The 26,370-nt window shown below is 57.5% G+C and carries 22 protein-coding genes and 1 tRNA gene; 9 read left to right on the top strand and 14 right to left on the bottom strand.

The window, feature by feature from the left end; all coding sequences use genetic code 11:
• Window positions 1–8 precede the first annotated feature (8 nt).
• From lpdA to SP68_RS20615, 4 genes are read right to left on the bottom strand one after another with little or no spacing between them, the layout of a single operon-like run.
• Window positions 9–1,406 carry a dihydrolipoyl dehydrogenase gene (gene lpdA, locus SP68_RS20630; protein ID WP_039102881.1) on the bottom strand — a complete coding sequence of 466 codons (1,398 nt, stop codon included), beginning with the start codon at window positions 1,404–1,406 and terminating at the stop codon, window positions 9–11.
• Entirely contained in the window at window positions 1,396–2,931 is a 1,536-nt protein-coding gene (locus tag SP68_RS20625; RefSeq protein WP_040973072.1) for a 2-oxo acid dehydrogenase subunit E2, read from the bottom strand. Before SP68_RS20625 ends, lpdA begins: the two co-directional genes overlap by 11 nt.
• Before the next feature lie 3 nt (window positions 2,932–2,934).
• Complete coding sequence (locus tag SP68_RS20620; protein ID WP_002889881.1) at window positions 2,935–3,954, bottom strand: alpha-ketoacid dehydrogenase subunit beta; 1,020 nt, start codon at window positions 3,952–3,954, stop codon at window positions 2,935–2,937.
• Window positions 3,955–3,965: 11 nt separating this feature from the next.
• Entirely contained in the window at window positions 3,966–4,925 is a 960-nt protein-coding gene (locus SP68_RS20615; protein WP_002889884.1) for a thiamine pyrophosphate-dependent dehydrogenase E1 component subunit alpha, read from the bottom strand.
• 252 nt (window positions 4,926–5,177) lie between these two features.
• Here SP68_RS20615 and SP68_RS20610 point away from each other — a divergent pair, with 252 nt between their 5' ends.
• Window positions 5,178–7,943: a winged helix-turn-helix domain-containing protein gene (locus tag SP68_RS20610; protein WP_040973079.1), complete on the top strand. Its 2,766-nt coding sequence runs from the start codon at window positions 5,178–5,180 to the stop codon at window positions 7,941–7,943.
• Window positions 7,944–8,113: 170 nt separating this feature from the next.
• Here the strand turns inward: SP68_RS20610 and SP68_RS20605 are convergent, their stop codons facing one another.
• The 4 genes from SP68_RS20605 to SP68_RS20590 all read right to left on the bottom strand — a co-directional run bounded on the left by SP68_RS20605 (window position 8,114) and on the right by SP68_RS20590 (window position 12,333).
• Window positions 8,114–8,830, bottom strand: a complete 717-nt coding sequence (locus SP68_RS20605; RefSeq protein WP_008805288.1) for a glutamine amidotransferase — start codon at window positions 8,828–8,830, stop codon at window positions 8,114–8,116.
• Window position 8,831: 1 nt separating this feature from the next.
• Window positions 8,832–10,526, bottom strand: a complete 1,695-nt coding sequence (cysI, locus tag SP68_RS20600) for an assimilatory sulfite reductase (NADPH) hemoprotein subunit (RefSeq protein WP_008805289.1) — start codon at window positions 10,524–10,526, stop codon at window positions 8,832–8,834.
• Between the two features lie 288 nt (window positions 10,527–10,814).
• A complete protein-coding gene (locus SP68_RS20595) occupies window positions 10,815–11,162 on the bottom strand; it encodes an AraC family transcriptional regulator (protein ID WP_008805290.1) in 348 nt (115 codons plus the stop codon).
• Between the two features lie 217 nt (window positions 11,163–11,379).
• The gene (locus SP68_RS20590; RefSeq protein ID WP_008805291.1) at window positions 11,380–12,333 is read right to left on the bottom strand and encodes an AraC family transcriptional regulator; all 954 of its coding nucleotides are present in this window, start codon (window positions 12,331–12,333) and stop codon (window positions 11,380–11,382) included.
• A 109-nt stretch (window positions 12,334–12,442) separates the two neighbouring features.
• Here SP68_RS20590 and SP68_RS20585 point away from each other — a divergent pair, with 109 nt between their 5' ends.
• From SP68_RS20585 to SP68_RS20565, 5 genes are read left to right on the top strand one after another with little or no spacing between them, the layout of a single operon-like run.
• Window positions 12,443–12,994, top strand: coding sequence for a carboxymuconolactone decarboxylase family protein (locus SP68_RS20585; protein ID WP_008805292.1), 552 nt, complete (start codon window positions 12,443–12,445; stop codon window positions 12,992–12,994).
• Between the two features lie 33 nt (window positions 12,995–13,027).
• Window positions 13,028–14,086, top strand: coding sequence for an acyl-CoA dehydrogenase family protein (locus tag SP68_RS20580; RefSeq protein WP_008805293.1), 1,059 nt, complete (start codon window positions 13,028–13,030; stop codon window positions 14,084–14,086).
• Window positions 14,083–14,883, top strand: a complete 801-nt coding sequence (locus tag SP68_RS20575; RefSeq protein WP_008805294.1) for an ABC transporter ATP-binding protein — start codon at window positions 14,083–14,085, stop codon at window positions 14,881–14,883. Before SP68_RS20580 ends, SP68_RS20575 begins: the two co-directional genes overlap by 4 nt.
• A complete protein-coding gene (locus tag SP68_RS20570) occupies window positions 14,867–16,057 on the top strand; it encodes an ABC transporter substrate-binding protein (protein ID WP_008805295.1) in 1,191 nt (396 codons plus the stop codon). The genes SP68_RS20575 and SP68_RS20570 overlap by 17 nt, the downstream gene beginning before the upstream one ends.
• Complete coding sequence (locus tag SP68_RS20565) at window positions 16,054–16,797, top strand: ABC transporter permease (RefSeq protein ID WP_040973082.1); 744 nt, start codon at window positions 16,054–16,056, stop codon at window positions 16,795–16,797. Before SP68_RS20570 ends, SP68_RS20565 begins: the two co-directional genes overlap by 4 nt.
• Window positions 16,798–17,513: 716 nt before the next feature.
• Here the strand turns inward: SP68_RS20565 and SP68_RS20560 are convergent.
• The 3 genes from SP68_RS20560 to proB all read right to left on the bottom strand — a co-directional run bounded on the left by SP68_RS20560 (window position 17,514) and on the right by proB (window position 20,070).
• Window positions 17,514–17,589: transfer RNA gene (locus tag SP68_RS20560), tRNA-Thr, on the bottom strand.
• Window positions 17,590–17,702: 113 nt separating this feature from the next.
• The gene (gene proA / locus SP68_RS20555; protein WP_008805305.1) at window positions 17,703–18,956 is read right to left on the bottom strand and encodes a glutamate-5-semialdehyde dehydrogenase; all 1,254 of its coding nucleotides are present in this window, start codon (window positions 18,954–18,956) and stop codon (window positions 17,703–17,705) included.
• A gap of 10 nt (window positions 18,957–18,966) precedes the next feature.
• The gene (gene proB, locus SP68_RS20550) at window positions 18,967–20,070 is read right to left on the bottom strand and encodes a glutamate 5-kinase (protein WP_008805306.1); all 1,104 of its coding nucleotides are present in this window, start codon (window positions 20,068–20,070) and stop codon (window positions 18,967–18,969) included.
• A gap of 289 nt (window positions 20,071–20,359) precedes the next feature.
• On the opposite strand from proB, the gene phoE reads away from it, so the two are divergent.
• Window positions 20,360–21,412: a phosphoporin PhoE gene (gene phoE, locus SP68_RS20545; protein ID WP_040973084.1), complete on the top strand. Its 1,053-nt coding sequence runs from the start codon at window positions 20,360–20,362 to the stop codon at window positions 21,410–21,412.
• 44 nt (window positions 21,413–21,456) lie between these two features.
• Here phoE and SP68_RS20540 read toward each other — a convergent pair whose 3' ends face one another.
• Window positions 21,457–22,023, bottom strand: coding sequence for an NlpC/P60 family protein (locus SP68_RS20540; protein WP_004222859.1), 567 nt, complete (start codon window positions 22,021–22,023; stop codon window positions 21,457–21,459).
• Between the two features lie 411 nt (window positions 22,024–22,434).
• Between SP68_RS20540 and SP68_RS20535 the strand changes: the two genes are divergently transcribed.
• On the top strand, window positions 22,435–23,304 hold the full coding sequence (locus SP68_RS20535; protein ID WP_008805308.1) for a DMT family transporter: 870 nt from the start codon (window positions 22,435–22,437) through the stop codon (window positions 23,302–23,304).
• A gap of 95 nt (window positions 23,305–23,399) precedes the next feature.
• The gene (locus tag SP68_RS20530) at window positions 23,400–24,065 is read left to right on the top strand and encodes an HAD family hydrolase (protein WP_012542740.1); all 666 of its coding nucleotides are present in this window, start codon (window positions 23,400–23,402) and stop codon (window positions 24,063–24,065) included.
• A 505-nt stretch (window positions 24,066–24,570) separates the two neighbouring features.
• Here the strand turns inward: SP68_RS20530 and phnE (SP68_RS20525) are convergent.
• Both phnE (SP68_RS20525) and phnE (SP68_RS20520) read right to left on the bottom strand, forming a co-directional pair.
• Window positions 24,571–25,455 (bottom strand): phosphonate ABC transporter, permease protein PhnE, encoded by an 885-nt coding sequence (gene phnE / locus SP68_RS20525; protein ID WP_012968865.1) that lies wholly within the window; start codon window positions 25,453–25,455, stop codon window positions 24,571–24,573.
• Window positions 25,452–26,324: a phosphonate ABC transporter, permease protein PhnE gene (gene phnE, locus SP68_RS20520; RefSeq protein WP_012968864.1), complete on the bottom strand. Its 873-nt coding sequence runs from the start codon at window positions 26,322–26,324 to the stop codon at window positions 25,452–25,454. The genes phnE (SP68_RS20525) and phnE (SP68_RS20520) overlap by 4 nt, the downstream gene beginning before the upstream one ends.
• Window positions 26,325–26,370: the final 46 nt, after the last annotated feature.

Here is a 26,370-nt window from a genome sequence, read left to right as displayed (position 1 = left end):
CTTATTTCTTATTGATGCAACGGTTGGTCGCAGGCCGCGAGGATTGACTCATGCATCGCTTCGGAAAGTGTCGGATGCGCAAAGATCATCGACAGGAGACTTTCATCTGTGGCCTCCAGGTGACGGGCGATGCCAAACCCCTGGATCTGTTCCGTGACCTGTGCGCCAACCATATGCGCGCCCAGCAACTCGCCGGTTTCAGCATCGAAAATAGTCTTCACAAAACCCTCCGTCTCGCCGCTGGCCAGCGCCTTACCATTGCTCTGATAAGAGAACTTACCGATCCTGACGGGTCGTCCTCTGGCCAGGGCCGTCGATTCCGTCAGGCCCAGACTGGCAACCTGAGGCCGGGAATAAGTGCAACCGGGCACATAGTCGCGATCAAGCGGGTGGGTGCCTTCGACACCAGCCAGTGTCTCAATGCAGATCACGCCTTCGTGGCTGGCCTTGTGCGCCAGACACGGCGGGCCGGCTACATCGCCGATGGCATAAAGCCCAAATACGTTAGTGCGACAAGCCGCGTCCGTCTTGATAAAACCGCGGTCTAACTCGACGCCCAGTGCTTCCAGCCCCAGATCTTCAATATTCGGCTGTACGCCAACCGCCAGCAGCACGCGTTCGACTTCCAGGAAAGATTCGGCGCTCGTATTTTTCATTGTACAGCGCACCCCGGTATCGGTGAGCTGTACTTGCGTTACCTGGGTCTGGGTATGGACCTGAATCCCGCGCTTTTCGAATGACTTACGCACCGCCGCTGACACTTCGGCATCTTCCACGGGCAAAATCTGCGACGCTAGCTCGACCAGCGTCACTTTACAGCCCAGATCGTTATAAAGGCTGGCGAACTCGACGCCAATCGCGCCTGAACCGATGATTAATAGCGACCTGGGCAATCGCTTAGGCTGTAGTGCCTCGTAATAGGTCCAGATATATTCGCCATCTGGCTCTATGCCTGGTAATGCGCGTGGTCGGGCGCCCGTGGCCAGGATCACGTGATCGGCCCGGTAATCGTGCGCTTCCCCCCGGGCATCCGCTACCGTTATTTGTCCCTTACCGCGCAGCCGCGCGGTGCCATCAATCACCCTCACGCCATTTTTCTTCAACAGGTACTCAACCCCGCCGGTGAGCTGTTGCGAAACGGCACGGCTAAACTGCACCAGTTTTTGCAGATCGACATTCACCTCACCCACGCTGATGCCCAGCTGACTGGCATGGGTGATACTGTGCGCGACCTCAGCGCCATGCAACAGCGCCTTGGTTGGAATGCATCCCCAGTTCAGGCAGATGCCGCCCAGATGTTGTTTTTCCACTAAGGCGGTACGAAGACCTAGCTGGCCGGCACGGATGGCGGCCACATACCCCCCAGGACCCCCGCCGATGATCAGCACATCGTAATTATCGTGCATAGCTCGTCTCCTGGATAAACATCAGGGTTGGGGTTTCAGTCAGTCGCTTGAGTTCCTGGAGAAAAGCTGCACCTGCCGCCCCATCGATGACCCGGTGATCGCAGGATAGCGATACCGTCACTTGGTGGCGCGCGACGATTTGCCCGTCGCGTACTACCGCCCGCATCTCGCCGGTGCCAATGGCGAGGATTGCGCTTTGCGGTGGATTGATGATGGCGTCAAACTGCCGGATGCCGAGCATCCCCAGATTTGACACGCTAAAGGTCCCCCCCTGGAACTCTTCCGGCTTCAGCGTGCCCGCTTTGGCCCTGGTCACCAGGGCGTGAATTTCGGCCGATATGTCGCTGATCGATTTCCGGTTCGCCGAGCGAACAATGGGGGTAATTAGCCCGTCAGGCAGCGCAACGGCCACTGAAATGTCGGCATCCACAAAGCGGCGGATACTTTGTGTCGCTTCATCAAACTGGATGTTGACGTCTGGCACGGCCACCAGCGCCAGGGCACAAGCTTTCACCAGCAGGTCGTTAACCGAAATCTTGACACCGGGTACTTCGCGGTTAATTTCCTGACGAAACGCTAACAGTCGTTCCAGATCGATATCGACACTCAAACGGAAATGGGGAGACTGTTGCTTAGAGGTTTGCAAGCGAGAAGCGATAGCCCGCCGCATACCGGACATGGGGATGCTCTCAAAGGGTGTCGGGGCACTCTCCTGCACAGGGCTGGTCTGCGGGGGCCCGTCGAGCAACAACGACGCAGCCAGCACATCATCGCGACTCACCCGACCGCGTGAACCGCTGCTTCGGCAGTCATGCAAGTTGATACCCAGCTTGCCGGCCAGGCGGCGCGCCAGCGGGGTGGCCGATACCTGGCTATCATCGGCATGCGAGCGGGGCGCTTTGCTGCGACGAACGGGTGGCGTCGGAGAGGCCAGGCGACCGCCGGCGGCAACGATCGCGCTTTCCAGATCAGAAACAGAGATACGATCCCCGCGTCCGCTGCCGCGGACCTTTTTCAGGTCGACACCCCAGCGGGCAGACAGTCGTAACGCATGGGGCGTGGCATTAACCTGAGTCACATCAGTCACGCCTTGCAGACTGACGGGGATGACGGTCTGCCCAATAGGGGGCTCCGGACTGTTGGATGGCGGCGAAACAACGGAAGGTGGCTTACCGCCTGCCTGTGCCGCTACGTCCGGCGCGGCAGCCTCCGGGCCAGGGGCTGCGGGTTTCACTGTAGCCAGACTGGCAGCGAATTCGTCCAGTTCAGCATCGCTGACCGAAGCGTCAGCCACCAGAGCCAGCACGGCGCCAACCTGAAGCGTCTCACCCTCCCGGGCGATTATCCGGCGTAATGTACCGGCAAAAGGTGCCTCCAGCACATTGACGATTTTACTGGTTTCAATCTCACAGATTTCCTGTCCTCTGGTGAAATCGTCACCCTCCTGGATTGCCCATCGAGCGAGCAAGCCTTCCTCCATGGAAAGCCCCCACTTTGGCATTTCAAGCGTCTTGATTTCGCTCATAGGTTAATCCTCCAGCACTTGACGGACGGCGGCTTCGATACGTTCAACGCCAGGGATCCAGAGTTTTTCGAGAGCAGGGGAGAACGGGACCGGCGTGTGTGGCGGCGTCACCAGCAGAACGGGCGCTTTGAGGAAATGGAATGCCTGAGACGCAATCAGCGCCGCGACATCATGAGCAAAACCGAAGCGTGCAGCAGATTCGTCGACTATCACTACCCGCCCCGTGGAAGCCACCGATTCCAGAATACCTTCCTCATCCAGCGGCGAAATGGTTCGCGGGTCGACCACCTCGACCGAGATCCCCTCTCTGGCCAGTTTGTCCGCCACCTGGTTTGCTTTATGTACCATTGCCGACAACGCAATGATGGTGACATCCTCTCCTTCGCGCGTGTAGTTGGCTACACCTAGCGGGATGGTATAGATCTCGTCCGGTACCTCGCCCTTGAGGTCGTACAGCATTTTATGCTCGCAGAATACCACCGGGTCGTCGTCGCGAATGGACTGGATTAACAGACCCTTGACGTCATAAGGCGTCGAGGGCACCACCACTTTCAGTCCAGGCGTGGTGGCAAAGATATTATAGGGTGACTGTGAATGCTGGGCCGCGGCGGAAAACCCTGCGCCGATCATCCCTCGCATTACCAGCGGAGCTCTGGCTTTGCCACCAAACATGTAGCGGAACTTAGCCGCCTGGTTATACAGTGCATCGTGACTCACACCAAAAAAATCCATGAACATCAATTCCGCGACTGGCCGCAGCCCCGTTGCTGCGGCGCCGGCCGCCATACCGATAATGGCCGACTCGGTAATGGGCGTGTCGATCACCCGATCGGAGCCGAACTGCGTCCACAGCCCTTTAGTGACACCCAGTACACCGCCAAAGGCTTCAATCTTCGCCTCTTCGGGCGCATTTCCGCCATGACCGCCACGCAAGTCTTCACCGATGAGCACTACGCGTTCATCGCGTTCCATTTCCTGAGCCAGGGCTTCCTTGACCGCTTCACGATAGGTTTTTATTGTCATGGTTATCACCCTCAGTATGAGACGTACACGTCTGTCAGCAGGTCTTCCGGAGCCGGGTAGGCAGCGGCGCGGGCCTTCAATACGGCATCGTTGACCAGGGCTTCTACTTCCTCGTCAATCGCCGCCAGTTCTTCCTGGGTGATATGCTGCTTGACCTTAGCGGTGAAAATCTTCAGCGGATCATGTTGTTCACGCAGGCGTTGCACTTCACCTTCCGCGCGGTATAGCGCGGGATCGCCCTCAAAATGACCATGCCAGCGGAAGGCTTTGGCCTCAATGACGCTTGGGCCACCGCCTTCTCGCGCACGCTTGACCGCCTCTGAGGTTGCCTCATAAACGGCAAAGAAATCGGTGCCATCGACGGTCACTGCCGGCAGGCCGAAGCCAGCGGCGCGCCGGGCGATATCACGCCCACCCACGGCGTAGTCATGGCCGGTCCCTTCGCCGTAACCGTTGTTCTCGAAAATAAAGACGGCTGGAAGCTGGAGCACGACGGCCATATTGATGGCTTCAAAGACCAGGCCCTGATTAGAACCCCCATCGCCCGTAAAAGAGACACCGACGTTGCCGGTTTTTAGCGTTTTTGCCGTTAGCGCGGCGCCGATGGCCAGTGGAGGGGCCCCCCCAACGATAGCGTTCGCCCCCAGCATTCCTTTCGACAGATCGGCAATGTGCATCGAGCCACCCTTACCGCGACATAACCCGCTGTCCTTACCGAATATTTCGGCCATCATGCCGTGAATGTCACAACCTTTAGCAATACAGTGGCCATGTCCACGGTGTGTTGAACCAATGAAATCTGCGCTCGTTAAATTTTCGCAGACCCCCACCGCGATGGCCTCCTCACCGGTATAAAGGTGAATGAAGCCCGGAATATCACCGCTGGTATTTTCCTGATGCAACCGCTCTTCAAAGGTCCTGATCTCCCGCATCTTGCGGTAAGCCTGCAATAACGCCTGTTTGCTGAGCATCGTTTAATTCTCCTCAATAAAGGTCACCCAGGCGGGGCCAACAGACAGGGCGAATAACCCTGGCCACACCCATGCAATGAATCTACGAGCGGTTAGAGAGAGTGCGAAGCCACCTTCATGGGGGGGTAGGTGGGGGTTTTCATGCTTGAGGTCAAACTTTCTAAATTTTGTGTAGCCATAAAGTTTGCCTGCCCCATGTCATCCCGGTGGCTGGCGTACAATTGAAAAAAACAAAACGAGTAGACACCACGGATGAAGCCATTGGATTTAGAAGGTCGCCAATCACCCTCACTGGTCTCCGGGCCATTGCGGCTGACGCGAGGCTTGCCGTTAATCCTGACCAAATTCGTCCCGCCTCGCTCCTCGATACAATTGCTGGAGCGCCCCCGGCTTCTTCAGCTTCTCAGTCCCGTTCAGCAGTGCCGGCTGGGCGTCGTCTGCGCCGGCGCTGGATTTGGCAAAACCACGTTGTTGGCGCAATGGCATCAGCAGATGGTCGCCCAGGGTGAACGTATCGCCTGGCTGAGCCTCGATGAGGATGATGATGACGTATGGCAGTTTATTCCTTATCTGCTGCAAGCATTGCGTCCACTCTATGCTGACTGGGACGCCGATTTCTGGCGTGACATGGAAGAACAGAAGCTCTCCAGCTCCGAGCAACTGCTGGCCGGGCTCATTAACCAGCTACACTATTGCCCGCATGACGTATACCTGATCATCGACGACTTCCACGTGATTAACGATCGTGGGGTCTATGAAGCCGTGGGGTATTTAATCAAGCATGCGCCTGCCGCCTTGCATCTGATCATTGGCAGCCGTTTCCACCCGAATCTTGCGCTGAGCCAGCTGCAGGCCCAGGACCAACTGGTGGAAATCTATGATCGAGACCTGCAATTCACGCTCGAAGAAACAAAACACTATTTTAGCCGCACGGTTGCGCTACCCCTCAGCAACCACCATGCACAGCGGCTACAGTCCGTGACTGAGGGCTGGATTGCAGGGATGAAGATCGCTTCATTGTCCGCAGAATTACAGCATGATCCCGAGCATCTGTTGCGCAATATGCATGGAGGAACACGGTCTATTGCCCGCTATCTGAAAGAGGTGGTACTGGATCCGCTGCCGGAAGAGGTTCTTGATTTTCTGGTGAAAACGTCCTTCCTCAGTCGGTTAAATGCCGAATTATGCAATGCAGTGACTGGACGTGATGATAGTAAAGCGATGCTGGCATGGATTGAGCGACACAACCTTTTTTTGTCAGCCCTTGACGAACAAGGCTACTGGTTCCGCTACCATCCTCTGTTGCAGGAAAATCTTCGGACCATGCTGCAGCAGAACAACGATATTGATCGCAAACAGCTACATGAATTAGCCAGTCATTGGTTCGTCGAACAGAAGCTGTGGTCTGAGGCGGTACGCCATGCGCTCAGCGCAGGCAAGCCGGTGCATAGCCCCGTACAGGACGGCGCAAGCGCTCAGTCACTGGCGGAAGAAGGGGATATCGATACCCTGATCTCATGGATGCATCATTTACCGCCCAGTACCGATCCTTCGCGCATTGACCTGCAAATTAATCTGGCCTGGGCACTGGCGCATTATTTCCACTTTGATGAGTCGAGGCAGCTGCTTGATAACCTCGATCAGATGGTACTTCATCATCGTGAGGATTTAACCCGCAGCACCTGGTGTAAATTGCGGGTTGTGCGGGCAATTTGCGAAGCCTTTGCGGAAAACATCCCGGAGAGTCTGGCTATTGTTCAGCCGTTGCTGGCCGAAGTGCCCTGCGGCGACACCTGGGTTGATGGTCTGATATGCAATATTCTCAGCTATTGCCATGTTGTTAACCAGCGCTATCACGATGCGCTGGAGGTTCAACAGCATATGCCCTCTCCGGAAAGTCCTTTAGATAATCTGTTTGTCTCGGTTTATCGCGCTTTTATTATTGCCCAGTGCCATCTTTGTCAGGGCGATCTGGGGAAAGCCGGGTGGTACGCAGAGAAAACGTTGCGCCAGGCTGAATGTTATACCGGTACCCAGTCGACCAGTGGCGCGACGCTGGCGCCGCTGCTGGCGGAGATAGCCTATGAATGTCAGAGTGGTGACTCGCCTGATCATCTGTTAGCCGACCGGCTCGAATTCATCGACCGATTCAGTCCACCCGATGCGCTGCGTCGTTGCTATACCTATCTCGCGCGTCAGGCCCTGGATGGCGATATGCCGTATGAGGCCGAGCGATTGCTGGAGCATGCGCAGCGCCTTGCGGTGTCTCGCGGCTGGCAACGGCTCCAGGCCATGATGTTAGCCGAGCAGGTGAGGGTGCGACTGCAGCACGGCAATGTCACAGGCGCAGAGCAACTGCAGCGACAACTCGAACAAATGGCCGCCAGCTTCCGAATGGATGCCGAACATCCCTGTCAACGCGCTATCGCTCTGTATGCATCCCTTAGCCACTGTCGCCTTCTTCTCGCCACAGGCCAGGCGCCGCAAGCCTGTATTCTCCTGGCTGACATGGTCCCTGATCAGGAAAGCCGGGGGGACAGGTTAACCGCAGCGCGTCTGCGTACGCTCTGGTCATTAGCCTTGTGGAACAGCGGCAAAACTGCGGCAGCGCGCACGACATTTCAGCCAGTCGTGCAGCTGGCTGAACAACAGCATCTCAAGGGCCTCTTTCTTGAGGCTGGCGATACCTTGCAACCTTTGCTTGCCGGTATGAATGAAACCTCTTCGGCTTGTACAGAGGAAGGGATAGTCCATGAACCCTGGGCCGGCAAGTGCGCGCCTGCAGATGGAACACCGTTTAATAGTGGAAGCCCCGATATTCATGGGGAACTCAGCGAGCGAGAGTTGCAGGTATTACAACTGATCGCTGAAGGTCAGATGAATAAAGAAATTGCTCGCACCCTCGTTATTTCTGCTGAAACGGTCAAATGGCACATCAAAAATATCTACGCGAAGCTCAAAGTGAATAGTCGCACTCAAGCGATGAGCCGGGCGCTGGAGATGAAATTACTAGATTAACGGTTTGAACAGGGGGCAGTTTTGATGTCCTTGCTCAGCGATAAGTGCGTTGAGTTTAAGGGGGCGACGCAAGGGGAAAGCAACCCTGGTGTAAACCCAGAGAGGCTTTTATCTTGATGTAGAGTGGTACTGTTTTCCGGGAGGAGATCAATTAAACCGTTTTCTCATGCTTATGACTGGCATAAGCGGGGGGCATTATCCTTGCACCAGAGATAATAGAAGCGCCTGAGCAGTTCTTGTGGCCAGGCTGGTTCGCCGGACATCTCGGCCATTTCCAACCCTTCGCCGCACTGTTTGAGGCAGGCGGCCATAATATCCCAGGTAAATTCCGGGTGGAACTGCACCGAATACGCCGTGTCGCTATAGCGCAGAATCTGGCAGACGTCCCGGGTGGAAAAAGCCAGTACGCTGGCACCTTCCGGCGGCCGTAGCACGGTTTGCCGGTGAGAAAGCCAGGCCGCGAAGCGACCGGGACATGTCGTTAGCAGCGGGGCAGTGCTGTTTTCGGCGATCTGGATCAGCTGAAGCCCGTGTTCACTCCCCTGCGGGTTATCCGCAACCAGCCCTCCCAGCGCGTGGGCAATCAGCTGGTGGCCATAGCCGACGCCAAGCAATGGCAGGTTCAGGGCGTGGGCGAGGCGTATCCATTGCGCGGTCTCCTCGCTCCACGCCAACCGGTCGGTGACCATCGCCCAGGAGCCGCTGATGATAGCGCCGCAGATTGTGTCGATAGCGGGCAGGAGCTCATGGCGATCCGGGCGAAAAACCCGGTACTCCCCGCGGTTTAAGGCGAGCACCTGAACGAACCATCGGCTTTGCTCGCCTGCCTCCTGGCGGATGACCGCCGGCGGATCGCCCATTTGAATAATCGCCAACGGCCTGGCCATCTTAATCCTGCAGATAAAAGTCGATGCTGGAGTTCAGTACCGGGCGAATAATCCCCGTCTGTATCGCAAAGTCGCCGAACGCCTCATCCGGGTTATCCGCCTGCGCCCAGGCGCTCAGTAACGCGTCAAGGTCGCGGATAATCTCCTCAAGCGGCTGGTTCTCTTTATAGAGGCGAGGAATACGCGTTCCCTCGCGGTTGCCGCCGAGGTATATGTCATAGCGGCCCACGGCACGGCCGACGAGGCCGATTTCGGCCAGCATCGCCCGGCCACAGCCGTTAGGGCAGCCGGTGACGCGAAATATCACGTCCCGATCGGCAATCCCGTTACGTATTAAGATAGCGTCAAGGCGATCGACGATGTCCGGCAGCACGCGTTCGGCCTCGGCCATCGCCAGCGGACAGGTGGGATAGGAGACGCAGGCCATCGCGCTTTTTCGCTGCGGCGATACCGTGTCATCAATCAGGGAATAGCGCTGCGCCAGTGCGTCAATCTGTGCTCGGTTGCGCTCGCTGACGCCGGCGATAATGATATTTTGATTGGGGGTTAAGCGAAAATCGCCCGTGTGGACGGCGGCGATGGCGGCCAGGCCCGATTTGAGCGGCTTGCCGGGCTTATCAATCAACCTGCCGCTGGGGATAAACAGGGTGAGATGGTGCTTACCGTCGATCCCTTCGACCCAGCCGATACGATCGCCGCGACTGCTGAAAGCGTAAGGGCGCAGCGGTTGGAATGCCAAGCCTGCCCGCAGCTCGACTTCCGCTTTAAACACCTCAATGCCGAGTCGATCGATAGTATATTTTGTTTTAGCGTTGCGTCGATTTGCGCGGTTTCCCAGGTCTCTTTGGGTGGCGACAACGGCGGTGGCAACCGCCAGCGTAGCGTTCAAAGGAATATACCCCAGCTCCGTCGCCAGGCGCGGATAGGTACTCTGATCGCCGTGGGTCATCGCGAGGCCGCCGCCTACAAGCACGTTGAAGCCCGTCAACTGCCCATTGTCGCCGATAGCGATAAAGTTAAGATCGTTGGCGTGTAAATCGACGTCGTTTTGCGGCGGAATGACCACCGCGGTTTTAAATTTGCGCGGCAGATAGTTGTTGCCCAGAATGGGTTCTTCTTCCGGCTGTGCGATCTTTTCACCGTCCAGCCAGACTTCGGCATAGGCGTTTGTTTTCGGCAACAGATGCTCCGATATCTTTTTAGCCCACTCGTAAGCCTGATGATGAAGCCTTGACTCCACCGGATTTGAAGTACACAGCACGTTACGGTTGACGTCGCCCGCCGTCGCCCGCGAATCGAGACCCAGCTGATGCAATAGCCGATGAACCGGCTTGATATTGCGTTTTAGCACGCCGTGTAGCTGCAGTGCCTGGCGGTTGGTGATGCGGATGCTGCCGTAAAGCGTATGCTGCGACGCAAACTCGTCAATCCCCAGCCACTGCTGCGGGCTGATGATCCCGCCGGGTAAACGCACCCGCAGCATCACCGTATGCAGCGGTTCCAGCATTTGCGCCGCTCTTTCCTGGCGAATATCGCGATCGTCCTGCTGGTACATACCGTGGAAGCGGATCAGCTGAAAGTTATCGCCGAGAAATCCGCCGGTTAATTCGTTATGCAGATCTTCTTTAATCGTGCCGCGCAGAAGCTGGCTCTGCTGTTTCAATCGTTCATTATCCGAAAATTCATCATTGCTCATTATAGTGTTCTCAACAGAGTGCGGGTTAATTCACCCGAAAATACCAGTGAATTACATCACAGCGGATCCTTCACCAACATGAACAGTTTGTTTGTTAATCGATATAACAGTTGTTATAACCACTGATTCTAATTAATTGTTATTCGTTCTGAGTTATTTTTCCGCTATTCGTTAGCGATTATTTTGCTAATGGTTGAGCGCATCGCCGATAGATGGTATCAGGGAGGCAGTGATATTGGGGGGCAGCGCGCAGCGATTTATTTTTTATGTGCTGCGACTGCCGGCAGGCTATGTAAGGCAGGAGTGGTATGGATATAGATGCTGAATCTGATTGATAAACGCATGTTTACTTTTGAAATTATATTTAAGGTAGGCCGAGTCGGCATCCTCAATACCGAGGATGATATCCATCATCGCATATTCGATTTTTTTATGGCTGATAAAGGTGTTGACGGTCATTCCGGTTTGTTTTTTGAAAATGCGATGCACATATTGCCGGGAAACTTGCAGATATTCAGAGATATCATAAACTGAAATGTTATTCTTTATATTTTGATAAATATATTGTATGGCGGAATTAACCAATGTCTGGCTGTTGGATATTATGCTGTCGGAGAGTTGAACATGGTGTTGCATAGATACTACTTCTTTTTTTACTATATCTTTTTTATTGTAGGTAATTTAAAACAAAACGAAATATACAATGTTGTGGTTTTTATGGATAACAGTATTACGAGTCCGTGATGATCGAGATTTTAGCGCAGGCGTTTTGTCGGCGTCATTTCCGCTCGCACAGCAGAGTATGGCCTGAAGCATGGCCGATCGCAATCAACCATGCTGCAGCAGGGGCGAGTTAAACGATTTCGTTTATCTGCAGATAATTCCGGCCGTGAAATTGCTGAGCGGCGGCGTTGTCCCGGCACTGCTGACTGTAGCGGCCGGGGGTGACCCCTGTGATGCGTTGAAATGCGCGATTAAACGCAGCCTGGGATAGATAGCCGACTCGTTCCGCGCTCTGCGTCAGGCTTACACCGCCGGCGATGTGCTGGCAGGCCAGTGCAATGCGAATATGGCGCACAATTTCTGCAGGTGACAGCGGCGAAACCTGGTTAAAGCGCTGAATAAACCACGAGCGCGACAGGCCCGATGCGCGCGCCATGGCTTCCACCGTCCAGGGGCGTGCCGGAAACAAGACAATCTCCGCCATCAGATTGAGGAATTCTGTTGTCAGCGGAATATTATCCAACGGCGTCTTCACCGTATGGCTGGATAAATAGTGGCGGATCACCATAAAAAAGAGTAATTCCGTCAGCGAAGCGATAAGCTTTTCACTGCGTAGCGCCGTCTGTGTCGCTTCCCGATTAATCACCGCCACCAGTTTGCCGATGGAGCCGGACCGGTCGTCCTGTGCTTTAAATACGATAACCTGCGGCAAAAAGCTCAACAGCATCTGGCTAATGGTGGTTTTAAAGGTAATAAAACCGCAGGCTAATGCGGTGCTGGTCTCATCTTTGTAAGTCAGCGGCTGCATTTCCTGCACCGGCGCGCGGTAGGCGCTTTGCGCATTTTCATGGGAGGAAAGAACGAATGGACAATCCTGTAAAATAAAAACCATGTCGCCTTTTTCAAGACGTAACGCGCTGGAATGCTGGGCGCAATGCAGCCAGCAGTGCCCCTCCATCACCAGGTGATAGCTGGCCTTTCCACTGCCCGAAGTGCCGCCTTTCCACGAGCCGCAATACTTGCCCACATGGAAAACGGAGTTCTCAATGCTCAGATTATCTAATAACCATTCGCTATTTAGCATAGTAAAAAAGAATAAATAAAGGACGAATGAACAATAATCAACTTTTTATCAGTATTGCTCCCCATGTTCAATAAAAACATACTGATTGTAATTTAACAGGAGGCTAATTATGACAAGAATTACCTTGCAGACCCTGGCAACTGCTCCAGAGGAATCAAAAACTTATCTGGAAAACGCCCGGCGTTCTTCAGGATTTATTCCCAACTTATTACTGGCGCTGTCTAATTCGCCGCAGGCGCTGCAAACATATATAACAGTTGGCGCTATAAATAATAATAACAGTCTATCCGCAGCGGAACGAGAAACGGTGCAATTAATTGCTGCAACTGTCCATGGTTGCGGTTTTTGCGTGGCGGGACACAGCGCAACGGTCGAAAAGAAAAAGATCATGCCTCCGGCCGATTTACAGGCGCTACGCAAGCGGCAGCCGCTGCCAGACCCGCATCTTGAAGCCATTGCCAGCTTCGCACGCGAAGTCATCGCCACGCGCGGCGCGGTTAGCGAGGCGGCATGGCAGGGGTTTCGCGCGGCGGGTTACGGCGAGCGCCAGGCGCTGGATGTGATCCTCGGCGTCAGCTTGGCCACGCTGTGCAACTTCGCCAATAGCCTGGCGCAAACGCCGCTCAATACCGAGCTAAGTCCGTGGGCTTGGTCCGACTAAATCTGGCCCGTTCTCTGCTGAAGGAGAGTACGCATGCTACATCATTCCTTACGCGAGTGGCTTGACGACCGGGCGGCGGAACTCGACCGTTCCAGTGAACTTAGCCACGCGTTATTGCTAAAGCTGGCGCAAGCGAACCTGTTTCGTATCGGGATCGCGCCGGCGCTCGGGGGCAGCGGCGGTACGCTGCTGGATGCGATTGATGCCATTAGCGCGGTAGCCCGCCATTCGCTGACGGCGGCGTTTATGTTTTGGGGACACCGTACCTATATCGACATCCTGACGCAGGCGCCACAGAGCGCGTTATGCGATCGCATATTGCCCGATCTGCTGGCCGGCCAGCTGGCGGGGGCGACGGGTTTATCCAACGCGATGAAATTCCTCTCCGGGCTCGAAGAGCTGCAGATCGGCGGCGTAGCTGACGGGAAGGGGGGCTGGCGGCTCTCCGGGCAGCTTCACTGGGTTACCAATTTACAAACCCGCGGTTTCCAGGCGGTGACGGTTGTTCAGCCTGTTGGCGGCGGTGAACCGTTCATCGCCAGCATCGGATCCGGCCTTGCCGGCGTGTCGCGCTCTGCCGATCTTGCGCTGATGGCGATGCAGGGCAGCGCCACGGCGGCATTGCACTTTGACGATGTCGCGCTGGAAAAAGACGGGGTGATCCATTCTGCCGCCCGGACGTTTTTGCCCGCGGTGCGCCCGCGTTTTCTCGGTTTGCAGTGCGGCATGGCGCTAGGGCTGGCCGAATGTATTCTTGACGAGTGCCGCGACCGATTAAGCGACGGCCATGTGCTGCGCGGGGAATGGCAGACGCTGGCACAGCGCTATCGCCAGATCCGCAGCGACCTTTACGCCGGTGTGGAAAGCCAGCGCTTTGTACAGCAGCCCGGTGAACTGTTCCGGCTACGTATCGGGCTGGTCGAACTGGCGATAAACGGCATACAGCTGGAACTCATGCTCGCGGGAGGGCGGGCCTATCTATCGCCGCAGGGCGATCGGACCGCGCGCCGCTGGCGCGAATGTGCTTTCCTTCCGCTGGTCACCCCCAGTGTTGTGCAGCTGAAACAGCAGCTGGCAAGGCTGCCGGCATGAGCGTGTTACTGCATGCCAGCCACCTTGAGGTGGGGTATCACCGCGGGCAGGCAACGACCCGCCTGCTGCAGGATTTCAACTTTTCGCTGGCGGAAAATGAAATTGTCGCCGTAGTGGGAGCCAGCGGCGTCGGGAAGTCGAGCCTGCTGCGGATCCTCGCCGGGCTGGAAAAGCCGCTGGCTGGAGAGGTGAACTACCTCGGCCAGCCGCTGGACGGCCCGCATCCCCACCTTTCGGTGGCTTTCCAGGACCCCACGCTGCTGCCCTGGCGCACTCTGGAACAGAATGTCGCTTTTGGCCTCGATTTCCGCCATCAGCCGCGGCTTGAGGCGCACGAACGTCAGGAACGCGTGCGGCAGGCGATTGCGTCGGTCGGTCTGATTACCCATCTCAGCAAGCTACCGACCCAGCTTTCCGGCGGGATGGCACAGCGCGTGGCGCTAGCCCGATGTCTGGCGCGGCGGCCGAAAGTGATGCTGCTTGATGAGCCGTTTAGCGCGCTGGATGAAGTCACCCGCCATGATATGCAGCGGCTGCTGATCGCCGTGCTGAATCAACACCGGATGTCGGCGCTGCTGATTACCCATGATATTGATGAGGCGCTGCTGGTGGCGGACCGGGTTATTTTGCTGGGCGGCGCTCCGGGCCGCCTGATGGGCGAATGGCGCCCACAGATCCCGCATCCGCGCGATAATGCGCTGGAGGCGCTCGCTGCCCTGCGGCTGGACATATTGAAGAAACTGCGTGATGTGCGCGCGGATACCGATGCGGAGAAACGCTATGTGCCTGATGTGTGATGCGATGTCGCGCCGCGACTTTCTGAAATTGAGCGCGCTGCTGAGCGCTGGAGCCGCACTACCGCTGGTAATGCAACAGCAGGCGCGCGCCGCCGCTGAACCGGACGCGCCGGTCAGAGTCGGCTATCTGCCGATCGTCGACGCGGCGCCGCTGCTGGTGGCGCACGGGCTGGGCCTGTTCGACAAGGCCGGGGTGAAAGCCGAGCGTCCGGTGATGTTCCGCAGCTGGTCGCAACTGACAGAGGCATTTATCGGCGGCCGTGTGAACGTGATTCATATGCTTTCGCCGGTAACGATTTGGGCGCGCTACCAGGCGAAGCTGCCGGCCAAAGTGGTGGCCTGGAACCATACCAACGGTTCGGCGCTGACCGTAGCGCCGCAAATTAGCCGCGTCGAAGAGCTGGAGGGGAAAACCGTCGCCGTACCTTTCTGGTACTCAATACACAACGTGGTGCTGCAGCAAATATTGCGCAGCGCCGGGCTGCAGACAGTCACCAGCGCGCCGGGGAAAAAACAGGTTCGCCTGCTGGTACTTTCACCCGCGGATATGGTGCCCGCGCTGGCGGCCGGGCAAATTCAGGGTTTTATCGTCGCTGAGCCCTTTAACGCGCTAGCCGAAACACGCCATGTCGGGCGGATCCTGCGCTTTACCGGCGATGTCTGGCAAAACCACGCCTGCTGCGTGGTCATGATGCACGAAAGCGATCTCAGCATGCGCCCGGCATGGAGCCAGAGCGTGACTGACGCGCTGGTTAACGCCCAGCAGTGGATCCGCCAGCACCGGGCGGAAACGGCCCAGTTGCTGTCGCACAGCGACGAACATCGCTATACCCCACACGACGCCGACGTGCTTCGCCAGGTGCTGCTGCCGACGCCAGCGATGCAGGCTAGCTGGCACAAGGACGGCGCTATCCGCCACGATGCGTGGCACCAGCAGCGGATTGATTTCCAGCCATGGCCGTACGCCAGCTATTTCGCATCGCTCACCGACCAGCTAAAGCAGACGGTGATGGAGGGCAATAGCGATTTTCTCGCCCGACTCAACGGGCAGCAGGTCGCCGCCGATCTGGTAGCGTCGGATTTCGTGCGTCAAAGTATCGTCCGCGCCGGCGGTATGACCGCGTTTGGTCTTCCCGACGGCGCGTTTGACCGTGAGGAAACGATCGCGCCATGAAACCGATTTTAATCCGTATTGGCTGGGCGCTGCCCGGTCTGGCGCTGCTGCTGCTGATCTGGGGGGCAATCACTCACTTTGCCGGCGGAATGGCCGGGCTATTCGCGCCGGAAAACGCCTTGCGTAGCCTTCAGGAGATGCTTGCCCAGGGGGAGCTGGTGCGCAATATTGCCATCAGCTTGTCGAGGGTGGCGGTTGGCTTGGGGCTGGCGCTGATCGTCGGTATCCCGTGCGGCTTGCTGATGGGCTGCTCGGCGGCAAGCGAACTCCTGGCGATGCCGGCTCTGCAGTTTTTGCGTATGATCTCGCCGCTCTCGTGGATGCCCGTCGCCGTGATGCTGCTGGGGATCGGCGATCGGCCGATCTGGTTCTTGCTTAGCTTTGCCGCCGTGTGGCCGGTGCTGCTCAATACCGCCAGCGGCGTCAGGCAACTACCGCCCGGCTGGCTGCTGCTGGCCCGTTCGTTGAGCGCGACGCGCCGGGAAACGCTTTGGCATATTATTCTGCCCGGTGTTCGTGCCCATATTCTCACCGGCGTCCGGCTGGCCATCGGCATCCTGTGGATTGTGCTGGTGCCTTGTGAAATGTTGGGGGTCAGCTCAGGGCTGGGCTATGCCATTCTTGATGCTCGCGACCGGCTGGATTATTCCGCCCTGATGGCGGTGATTGTGACTATTGGCGCGATCGGCTTTTTGATGGACTGGCTGGCCAGGTATTTTATCCATACGGTTAGCGCCTGATCGCCCTTAACCCTCTGCCGAGGGCGAATGTTCTCGGCATGCCGTAGCGTACCAGCCCATCGGCATGGAAATCAGGGACGGTGCTTGCATGGATTGGGTCAGCCCAGCCACCTTGCGGCGTACGCATCTGAACTCGAGGCTGTACCTTCCCACAGATATAGCCCGGCAAGCCTGCTGGACTGACCCCGAACTATCCGCTTTGTGTAAGCAACGGCGCTCTAAACACAGGAGGCTATTACCATGTTATAACAGCGCTGGAGCTGAAATGACTCTCTTACAGGACCGGCTTTCTGGCGGTCCCTCTGAAACCTGATCAGGCAATAAACCTCTTCGAAACCCTAACTCTTCTGTTAGATACAAGAGAGAGCGTTCCTGTGATAAAAACTCGATTTTAACCTTAACAATTCTAAACATGTTTAACGTTTTTTTAAGAAATGAAATGCTATTAATTTATTGATATTTTATAAAAAATATTTTTTCAGGCTGGATATATAAAAGCGTATGCATGCCATAAGACACTTCATATCGAAGCTACAGTCTTTTAAACATCGCATCGTGGGGGTCTCTATCCAGAACAGTGTATGGCAGTTTTGATGCCCTGGTTCAGCGATAAGAACAGTGAGCTTAAGTGCGTTGGTTGCGGGGGAAAAAGTAACCCAGGCGTAACCCCAAACAGGTTTTTAAAGACAGTGGCTTATGTAACTTTTTGATTGAAATGGTGCCGATAATAGGAGTCGAACCTACGACCTTCGCATTACGAATGCGCTGCTCTACCAACTGAGCTATATCGGCCCTGCAAGAGGTGTTCACGAGCGTGAATCACGAGGCAAAAGGTTAGAACTTAGCGGGCGATGCGTCAATAGCCAGTGGAATCAACTGCCTATTTTTGCATCGCCCGTTCTCATTTACGCACGAATGGTATCGTCGCCGAAACCAATCCACTTATAGGTGGTTAACGCTTCCAGCCCCATCGGGCCGCGGGCGTGTAGCTTCTGGGTGCTGACAGCCACTTCCGCGCCAAGGCCGAACTGGCCGCCGTCGGTGAAGCGCGTGGAGGCGTTCACGTAGACGGCGGAAGAGTCCACTTCATTGATAAAGCGGTTGGCGTTACGCAAGGTGCGGGTCAGGATGGCGTCGGAGTGCTGGGTGCCATGTTCCCGAATATGGGCGATAGCCTCATCCATATCGGCCACCACTTTGACGTTCAGATCCAGCGACAGATACTCGTCGTCATACTGCTCCGCTTTCACCGGCTCGACCTTCGCAGGGCCGTTTTGCAGCGCGGGCAGGGCGGAAGGGGCGGCGTGCAGGGTGACGCCGCTCTCGGCCATCTGCTTGCTCAACGCCGGCAGGAAGGTGTCGGCGATGTTGCGGTGTACCAGCAGCGTTTCCACGGTATTGCAGGTGCTCGGCCGCTGGGTCTTGGCGTTGACGATGATCTTCAGCGCAGGGGCGATCTCGGCGGTTTCATCAACGAAGATATGGCACACGCCAATCCCGCCGGTGATCACCGGGATCGTTGACTGCTCGCGGCACAGCTTGTGCAGGCCAGCGCCGCCGCGGGGGATCAGCATATCGATGTATTTATCCATCTTCAGCATTTCGCCCACCAGCGCGCGATCCGGGCTCTCAATGGCCTGTACCGCGGCGGCCGGCAGACCGCACTCCTGCAGCGCCTGCTGGATCACCTTCACCGTGGCGGCGTTGGTGCGCCAGGTCTCTTTCCCGCCGCGCAGGATCGCTGCGTTGCCGGTTTTCAGACACAGGGAGGCGACGTCGACCGTCACGTTGGGTCGCGCTTCATAAATCACGCCAATCACCCCCAGCGGGACGCGGCGACGTTCAATACGCAGACCGCTGTCCAGCAGCCCGCCGTCGATCACCTGGCCGACCGGATCGGCCAGATTGCACACCTGGCGCACATCGTTGGCGATGCCGCTCAGACGCGCCGGGGTCAGCGCGAGGCGATCAAGCATCGCTTCACTCAGGCCATTGGCGCGAGCTTCGGCTAAATCTTCCGCGTTGGCGCGCAGAATATCGTCGGTCTGCGCTTCCAGATAATCGGCGATCTTTTCCAGTACCTGGTTCTTTTCCCGGCTGGAGAGTAACGCCAGCTGCCAGGAGGCCGCTTTGGCGGCAATGCCCATTTGTTCCAGCATTTTCAGCTCCTTAACGGATGATCATATCATCGCGGTGGACGGCCACCGGGCCGTATTCATAGCCCAGAATGGCATCGATTTGCTGCGAGTGCTGGCCGGCGATAAGGCGCAGCGCATCGCTGTTGTAGCGGCTGACGCCGTGAGCGATATCGCGTCCTTCGCTATTACGGATGCGGATCACTTCGCCGCGGGAGAAGTTGCCGCTGACGATTTTGATGCCTTTTGGCAACAGCGAGCTGCCTCTTTCGAGGATCGCCTGAGTCGCGCCCGCATCGACGGTCAGTTCACCGGCCGGCGGGGCGCCGAAGATCCAGCGCTTACGGTTCTCCAGCGGAGACTCCTGAGCGTGGAAGCAGGTGCCTACCGGCAGGCCTTCCATCGCATGGCCGATGACGTCCGGGCGGTTGCCAGCGGCGATAATGGTATCAATCCCCGCGCGGCAGGCGACATCCGCGGCCTGCAGCTTGGTGCCCATGCCGCCGGTGCCGAGTCCGGAGACGCTGTCGCCGGCGATGGCGCGCAGCGCGTCGTCGATGCCGTAGACGTCTTTAATCAGCTCCGCCTGCGGGTTGCTACGCGGGTCGGCGGTGAACAGGCCTGGCTGGTCGGTTAACAGCAGCAGCTTATCCGCCCCGGCGAGGATCGCGGCCAGTGCGGAGAGATTGTCGTTATCGCCCACTTTGATTTCCGCGGTGGCGACGGCGTCGTTTTCGTTAATGACCGGGACGATGCTGTTATCCAGCAGCGCGCGCAGAGTGTCGCGGGCGTTGAGGAACCGTTCTCTGTCTTCCATGTCGGCGCGGGTCAGCAGCATCTGGCCAACGTGAATGCCATAGATAGAAAACAGCTGTTCCCACAGCTGGATCAGACGGCTTTGTCCCACCGCCGCCAGCAGCTGCTTGGAGGCGATGGTGGCGGGCAGTTCCGGGTAACCAAGGTGCTCGCGCCCGGCGGCAATGGCCCCGGAGGTCACGATGACAATACGGTGTCCCATGGCGTGCAGCTGTGCGCACTGGCGCACGAGCTCAACGATATGGGCGCGGTTCAGGCGGCGGGACCCGCCTGTTAAAACACTGGTGCCCAGTTTTACCACCAGCGTCTGGCTTTCACTCATGATTCTCTGCCGTTCAAAAGGAATATCGATATCGAGCTGATGTTGTAGCAGGAGTCGGCCCGCTTGCCAACACCCGGGGCGGCGGGCGCGCCATTTTATTGCGCGGGATCGGGCATTCTGGAGAGGGGATGTGACAAAAATATGTCAGATACATTTAAATACTCTTTTTTATAAAAAGTTCCACCTTGTCATAAATATTTAATCTCCCGGCGTTAAAAAACCTCCTGTTTTTGATGGGCGAGCGCCCGCAATTGAATAGCGCGTATAAATAAATCACCAGGACTGAATAATGAAAAAGAGTACTCTGGCATTAATGATGATGAGCTTTGTGGCTTCAACAGCGACGCAGGCAGCGGAAGTTTATAACAAGAACGCGAACAAACTGGATGTGTACGGCAAGATCAAAGCCATGCACTACTTCAGCGATTATGACAGCAAAGATGGCGATCAGACTTACGTGCGTTTCGGTATTAAAGGCGAAACGCAGATTAACGACGACCTGACCGGCTATGGCCGTTGGGAATCTGAATTCTCGGGCAACAAAACCGAGAGCGACTCGAGCCAGAAAACCCGTCTGGCATTCGCCGGGGTGAAGCTGAAGAACTACGGCTCCTTCGATTACGGTCGTAACCTTGGCGCCCTGTACGACGTGGAAGCCTGGACCGATATGTTCCCGGAATTCGGCGGCGATTCCTCTGCCCAGACCGATAACTTTATGACCAAACGCGCCAGCGGCCTGGCGACCTACCGCAATACCGATTTCTTCGGTCTGGTGGATGGTCTGGATATGACCCTGCAGTACCAGGGTAAAAACGAAGGCCGTGAAGCGAAGAAACAGAACGGCGACGGCGTTGGCACCTCATTAAGCTATGATTTCGGCGGCAGCGACTTCGCCGTCAGCGCGGCCTACACCAGCTCCGACCGTACCAACGATCAGAACCTGCTGGCCCGCGGCCAGGGTTCGAAAGCGGAAGCCTGGGCGACCGGCCTGAAATATGACGCCAACAATATCTACCTGGCGACCATGTATTCTGAGACCCGCAAAATGACCCCGATCAGCGGCGGTTTTGCCAACAAAGCGCAGAACTTTGAAGCGGTGGCGCAGTATCAGTTCGACTTCGGTCTGCGTCCGTCCCTCGGCTATGTGCTGTCGAAAGGGAAGGATATCGAAGGGGTGGGTAGCGAAGATCTGGTTAACTACATTGACGTGGGCCTGACCTACTACTTCAACAAAAACATGAACGCCTTCGTGGATTACAAAATCAACCAGCTGAAAAGCGATAACAAACTCGGCATCAACGATGACGACATCGTCGCGCTGGGTATGACCTACCAGTTCTGATTGACCGCAGAACCACCCGCCGCAGCCCTGGCTGCGGCTTTTTTTTAGCGGCGATTCTTCGCCAGATGCAGGGTGTCGCTGTTCATGGTGATCTGCGCGTTATACTCCTTCGGCAGACGACGCGCCTGATAGAACGCCGATTCCCAGTAAGGGTTGTCCAGCGAAGAGCGCATCACGCCCTGGCTGCTCGAGGCGTGAAGGAAATTATGATCGGTATCGTAAAAGCCAACGTGCATCCCGGCCCGGGTGCGGAAGAAAACCAGATCGCCGGGACGTAAATCGCGTTTATTGACCCGCACGCCCATGTGCAACAGCTCGCGGGTGGTGATCCGCTCCATCGGCAGGTTAAAGCGATCCTTCAACGTGCGCCAGACGAAACCCGAGCAGTCGACGCCGCTTTGTTCAGTACCGCCCCATTCATAGGGGGTTCCCTGCCAGGTGTGCATCTGATCATGCAGGGCCGCCACCACCGGGATCAGATCGTCCGATCCGCCGTCAATGGTCATATCCGCATGAGATTTTGTGTTCTTTGCCTGTTTCGGTGAGGAGGAGCATCCTGCCAACAACAAAAAAGGAATTAAAAAGAGAGCATGCGTCAGTTTTGGCTTCATATCGTTATTTTCGAAGTAGCAAGCAGACTGCTTTGTTTTATAGCCGATTAAAAAGAACGGCTGAATAAGCCGAGGCCGCCTTTACGTTTATTTACGATTAAAAATAAACAACCAGTCGAGAGATCACCCATAAAAGGCAGTTGTCACTTCCGAACGGCCTGTGCCAGGATTCTGATTAAACATTTCACGAGGCATTCCATGACGCATTACGCCATCTCTGGTGAGACTTTGCCCGGCGCCGCTTTCGACGCGGGGTGGATGACGTCTGCGCTTCATCATTGCTTCACCACGCTCTGCCCACCGCCTCCCCCTCCAGACCGGGTTGTTTTCGACGCTTAACGCCGTCTTTAGCAGGCGCTTACCTGCCGGTATGACGCTTGATACCTTGTGTTTGACGTTCTGGAGCATGCTATGCACGTTCGCTATTCTCTGCTCGCCTCGCAGGCGACAACGGCCATTTTTGTGCTGCTGTGGGGCAGCGCGGCCATCTTCACCCGCTGGGGACTGGACAACGCTTCGCCGATGGCGCTGCTGGTCTTTCGTTTTCTGATTGCCCTGGTCGCGCTGGCGCCGCTGGCCATCGTCCGTCGGCGCTGGCTACCCGCGCCGGGCACCCGCCTGCAGACAGCGGCCACCGGCCTGATGCTGATTGGCGGCTATTCGGTCTGTTACTTCGAGGCGATGGCTAACGGTGTGACGCCGGGACTTATCGCCACCATCATGGGGATCCAGCCCATCCTTACGCTTTGCGTGGTGGAGCGTCGCCTGCAGGGGCGGCGGCTGTCAGGGCTGCTGATTGCCCTGGCGGGGCTGGTGCTGCTGGTGTGGCGCAGCCTGGCGGCCTCGCCGATGGCGATGGTGGGGATCCTGTTTGCGCTGGCGGCTCTGCTGCTGATGACCTTTGGCGCGCTGTGGCAAAAGCGCAGCCGTCAGGCGCCGGCGGATGTCCTGCCGCTGCAGTACGCCGTCAGTCTGGGGCTGTGCCTGCTGATTGCCCCGGTCAGCGGCTTCCAGTTTACTGTTAACGCCGGGTTGATTATTCCGGTGCTGTTTCTCGGGCTGCTGATTTCGGTGGTCGCCCAGCTGCTGCTGTATCGTCTGCTGAGCGCGGGAAATATTGTCAATGTCACCAGCCTCTTTTATCTGGTGCCAGTGATCACGGCGCTACTGGATTATCTGCTGCTGGGCAACCGGCTGCCGGCGGCGGCGATGGTCGGTATGGTGGCGATCATCGGTGGGATCGTGCTGGTGTTCCGCACCGCGAAGGTCCGCGCCGGCTGATGGCGAGCCGGGCGCTTTGGCGTCCGGTTCATTTTCCTGTCATCTTTTTTACGCATGCTCCCGGCAGCTTATTTTGACCAGTAAGGGAAAGTACCATGGGCAACACGCTGACGATTTTTGATCTCGATAACACCCTGATACAGGGCGATAGCAGTACGGTCTGGAGCCAGTTTATGGTTCGCGAAGGGCTGGCAACGCAGAAGGGGTATCTTGCCCGCGAGGCGCGGCTAATGGCGGATTATGACCGGGGAGAGATGAATATCGCCGATTATGTGGCCCTGATCCAGGCGCCGCTGGCCGGAATACCGAAGTCGGACGTTGATGCGCTGGTGGCCCGCTGCGTGCGCGAGGCGATCCTGCCCCGGGTCTATCCGCAGGCGTGGGAGCTCATTCGTCGTCTGCGGGCCGAGGGGGAGCAGATGCTGATTATCTCCGCCTCGGTTAGCCTGCTGGTGCAGGCGGTGGCTGCCGCGCTGGAGATTGATCAGGCGCTGGGCATTGACGTGGAGATGGTCGACGGCGGCTACAGCGGGGTCATTGCCGGGATCCCTAGCTATCAGCAGGGGAAGGTGGCGCGTCTGGCGCAGTGGCGCGAGGCGCATCCGCAGTATGACGGCGAGGTGACTTTCTATACCGATTCCATTAACGATCTGCCGCTGTGCCTGCATGCGGATCGCGTGCGGCTGGTCAATCCCTGTCCGCAGCTGCAGGCGGCGGGTGCCGGATATGGCTGGCCGGTGCTGAGCTGGCGGCTGGAATAGCAACAACGGTGAATAAATTAACGGCAGGGCGCACGAACCCCTGGCCGGGTAAGGCGCAGCCGCCACCCGGCGGAATAACGGTACAAGCGTAAATTTCCCTGTGCATACTGCGCCTGGCAGGGCTACAACTTCTATGTTATTTCCGGACAGATAGCGCTCCCAATATTTTTTCTGCACTATGTCACTCATGGCGCAGGGAGCGCACAGGGGGCGGCCAGTCGCCGCCGCCCCCTGTACCCCCGGGCTCCGGCCAGCAACATCGCCACTGCGTGGTGCCTTCGACTTATCCCTGCAGGCTTCGGGTCGGGCCGAGGCAGCATCCCTGCAAAACACGGCCCTCAGCCCGCATCCATGCGGGCTGCCCCGGCCTTCCGGGAACGTCTCAGCGATGTTGAGGCCGCCAGTACCGGCAGTTTCAGTTGCCCCAGGCCCGGCGGTGAGTCAACAGCCAGTCCTGGACGAGTAGGCCGGATAAGGCGAAGCCGCCATCCGGCGCAAAGGTGTGCTAGCGTCCGCCCTGATACAGCGGCACCGCGGCGCCGCCGATATAGCGACGGCGCAGCCAGGCGGAAAGGGTGTCCATGATCATCACCACCGCCACCAGCAGCAGGGTGATAAACATCACCACATCCCAGTTCCACAGGCGCATGTTCTCGGCATAGATAAGCCCGATACCCCCGGCGCCGACGAAGCCCAGCACCGCCGCGGAGCGGGTGTTGGATTCAATCTGATACAGGCTCAGGGCGAGGAAGGTTGGGAACGACTGGGTAAAAATGCCAAAGCGATGCTTTTGCAGGCCGTTCGCGCCCACGGCGGTCAGCCCGCGCCCGGGCGAGCGGTCCACGGCTTCGTGTCCTTCCGCGTACAGCCGTCCCAGCAGACCGGTGTCCTGCATGATGATCGCCAGCACCCCAGCCAGCGGCCCGAGGCCGACCGCGCGCACGAAAATCAACCCCCAGATAGCCATGTCGATCCCGCGCAGCACATCAAACAGGCGGCGCATCAGCAGGGCAAGGGTCCCCAGCACCACGCCGCGCATGATGTTGCGGGCGGCAAAGAAGGAGAGCAGCAGCGCCAGCACCGTGGCGGTCAGCGTCCCGGCGAAGACGATAGCCAGGGTGATGCCGATTTGCGTGAAGTAATAGCCGAACGGCCAGTTCCAGAAGTCGTGCCAGACGAACATCCGCGCCAGGTAGCGGCCAATCTGCTGCAGACCGGTGGTCAGCTGCTCGCCGCTGATGCCAAACTGCAGAAAAAACCAGACGTAATAGAGCACGCAGGCCAGCGCCACCAGCCCGACGTAGCGCAGGTAGCGCCCCTGAACCTGATAGAGCTGTTTATGCTGCCGCCGGCTGGCGGCGATATCCGGTTGCATGTGCCAGACGCTCATTTCTTACCCTCCAGTACCCACAGGCGCAGACGACCGGACAGCATGTCCAGCGCCGACACCACCAGAATGATCAGCAGCAGGGTGATGCTCACCTGATCGTAGCGGTCGAGCTTGATATTGGTCATCAGCTCCTGGCCGATACCGCCCGCGCCCACCAGCCCGAGAATCGTCGACGAACGGAAGTTGATTTCAAGCCGCATAAAGCCGTAGGAGAGAAACAGCGGTTTCACTTGCGGCCACAGGGCGAAGCGGATTTTCTGCAGCGGCGACGCGCCGCAGGCCGCCAGGCCGCGTACCGGTTTGTTTTGCGCGCTCTCCACCGCCTCGTAGAACAGTTTGGTCAGGCTGCCGACGGTGTGCAGCATCAGCGCCAGAAAGCCCGGGATCGCGCCGATGCCGAACGCCATAACAAAGATCACCGCCCACGCCAGCTCGGGCATGGTGCGCAAAAACGCCACCAGTACCCGAATGGCAAAGCGTACCGGCGCCGGGGTCCAGGCGTTGTTGGCGGCGAGGAACGCGAAGATGGTGGCAATGGCGACTGCCACCAGCGTCGAGGCCAGCGCCAGCTGCAGGGTTTCCCAGATGAGCGGCAGCTGGATCGGCAGGCGATAGCCCCACCAGGCCAGCGAGCCTTTGGTCTGCACATCGGCGAACAGGTTACCGGCACTCAGAGGCGGAATGGTCTCTGCCATATAGTCAAAGAAGTGGGGCAGCGAGTGCCAGATGGTCAGCAGATTAAATTCTGCGGCGCTGCCGGCGGCAAAATAGAGCGCCAGCAGGAGTAACGACCAGCAGACGGTATCGCGCTTTTGCCGCGAGCGTACCTGCTGGTAATAGCGTTCAAATTCGGTGTGGGTCGTCTTCATGCGTCGGGGATCTTCAACGTAGCGCCGCCGCTCACCCTGTGGGCAA

Source organism: Klebsiella variicola (genome assembly GCF_000828055.2).
GTDB lineage: Bacteria > Pseudomonadota > Gammaproteobacteria > Enterobacterales > Enterobacteriaceae > Klebsiella > Klebsiella variicola.
The sequence above is the reverse complement of the archived record's forward strand: the minus strand, read 5'-3'. Positions and strand labels throughout refer to the sequence as shown.